This window comes from Moorena sp. SIO4A1, from assembly GCF_010672065.1.
Classification (GTDB): Bacteria; Cyanobacteriota; Cyanobacteriia; order Cyanobacteriales; family Coleofasciculaceae; genus Moorena.
This window is the reverse complement of sequence record NZ_JAAHHX010000301.1, coordinates 1-2344: the sequence shown is the minus strand read 5'-3', so window position 1 is coordinate 2344 and position 2344 is coordinate 1. Positions and strand designations below refer to the sequence as shown.

General features: G+C 43.7%; 1 pseudogene. It reads right to left on the bottom strand.

The features are described 5' to 3' along the window. Positions 1-757: 757 nt before the first annotated feature. A pseudogene (locus F6K53_RS37515) lies at positions 758-2036 on the bottom strand (transposase). Positions 2037-2344 lie beyond the last annotated feature (308 nt).

Below are 2344 nucleotides of genomic sequence, written 5' to 3'. Positions count from 1 at the left end.
TGATCAATGATCAGAAAGGTTAAAAAAACCTAAAACTTTGTAGTCTTGCCAAAGAGCTTGGGTGTTGATTTCACTAGGCTCGCAATGCAAGAGAATCAGTTAAAAGCAGTGTCAAATGATAAATTATTGGCGTTGCTGAATTAAGGAATGAATGCGCGATCATCTGGTTTTGGTCAAGCCCCCGTTGGTCCCCCAAGTGAGCAATTACTCGCTTGGGGGGCTAGGGGGGCAAAACCATACCCATAATCAGCAACGCCAAATTCTTGGCTGCTTTTTAATAGAGTATTTAAATAATTATCATATTTCTGAATGGTTAGAGCTAAGATATCAAATTTCTTTACATTTTCTTTAGCAATACAGATAGGATGGTAATAGTTCTAAAAATTAAAGCCTATCTGTTAGGAGTACACTCTTGGGAGAACTATAATGATCAAACACAATCAAGGGAATGCCAACAACCAAGATTATCGTAATCCTCTCTAGGTGAGGTTAATTATAGAGGTTTGCCTGTAGGGTAAGTCTAATAATTAATCCTGACTACTGACTAATTTTGTGATTGTAATTAACGAAGGTTGCAAACTCCTAATTCAGACCTTACAACCGAAGGTAGTGGTAAAGATGCAGTGATTTAGCTAGGCTCTGGTTAAGGTAACGGAAGCTAAAATCACTACTTGTGTATCACTACCTGGTTAAGAAACCTAAGACTTTGTGATCGTGCCAAAGAGCTTGGGTTTTGAGTGACTACTCCCACATCAAATCAAAGATTATGATGTGGGCTTCTCTCTCCTCACGAATGAGACTTGCTGCTCCTCGGCGGAGGCCGACGCTACGCGAACGATATCCTGTACCGATTTACTACAGCCATTAAGCGGCAGTCCAACCGCCAATAATCCACGATTCAAAATGTTAATCCCGCTATTCCAGTCGCGGTCAATTTTGACGTTACAACTAGAACAGCAATGAACGCGTTCGCGCAGCGTCGGCTTCGCCGAATCACTTAAACTTTTTTTGACCCTAGAGCCACAATTAAAACATTCAATACTTGTGCCACGTGGATTAACTTCCTGGACTAACAAGCCGCGTTTTACCGCCACTACTTGCAATATTTCCAAGAATGCTCCCCAGGCTGCATCATGTATCGATTTTGCCAACTTAGTCTTGGCGAGTCCTTTGATATTTAGGTTTTCGTGAGCAATCAAGTCATATTTACTACACAGCCAATGAGCAACCTGATAATGAAATTCTTTTCTGCATCGGGTCAGATGAAGATGTAACAAAGCTACTTTATGTTTGGCTTTTTTCCAGTTATTTGACCCTTTCACACGACGAGACATTACTCGCTGAGCCTGAGCAAGCTTTTCCTGAGCCTTCCTGTAAAACTGCGGAATAGGTACCGCCTCGCCATCGGAAGTGGTCAAAAATTTTTCCAAGCCAACGTCAATACCGACGGCAGACTTGACTGAATCTATGGGTAGTAGTTCAGGCACAGTATCGTCTTTCAATGAAAGACAGCAGTACCAACCATCGGCCTTTTTGACAATAGTGCATTGCTTAAGGATAAAGCCTACGACCTTCGGGCAAGCTTCGCTAACAGGTAATGGTCGATGCATTATGACAGGCATTGATCCAATTCGGCTTAGTTTTAGAACACCATCAACTAAATGTGCCCCCGCCTTAGAAGTATTCACTCTAGGAAAAACAAACGAGCGAAGCTCTCCAGGTTTTTTAAAACGAGGTCTACCTGCACGCTTGCCGCTAGCATCAGGTTTTCGCCATCTGTCCCACGCTTTGTTAAGACGTTGTAAATTTACCTGTTGGGTTTCTGCATAAATTTTTTTGTATTCGGGAAACAGTTTTTTGGTTTCTTTGAGGGCTGCCTGCTGAGTGTAATAGTTGACCGCTTCTGGAATAACACCTATCGGCTCACTAATCAAACTACATCTATCAATCGGTGAGCGAGTCCGATTGAGCCAATCAAGCCGTTGTCCTAGAGCATAGTTCCAGTGACGACGCAACAATTCAAGCCACTTTTCCATGATGGCTATCTGTTCGGGACTTGGTTTGATTTTGTAGCAGTACGTTAGTATCACAATGCGATTATACCACTTCCGTTCGCACCTCAAGCAGCGTCGGCTCTGCCGAAAGCGTGGCCTACGGCCAATCGCACCTCAAGCAGCGTCGGCTCTGCCGAAAGCGTGGCCTCTGGCCAATCGCGCAGCGTGACCTGCATGTCAATCTGTTAAGAACTTCCAGACACTGTCGGGCAATTCCCCTCCCGTTAAATCGGAGATTATAACGGGAGACCCCTTGCCCGTTTAGTTGGGTGCATCTCATATTTGTAAAA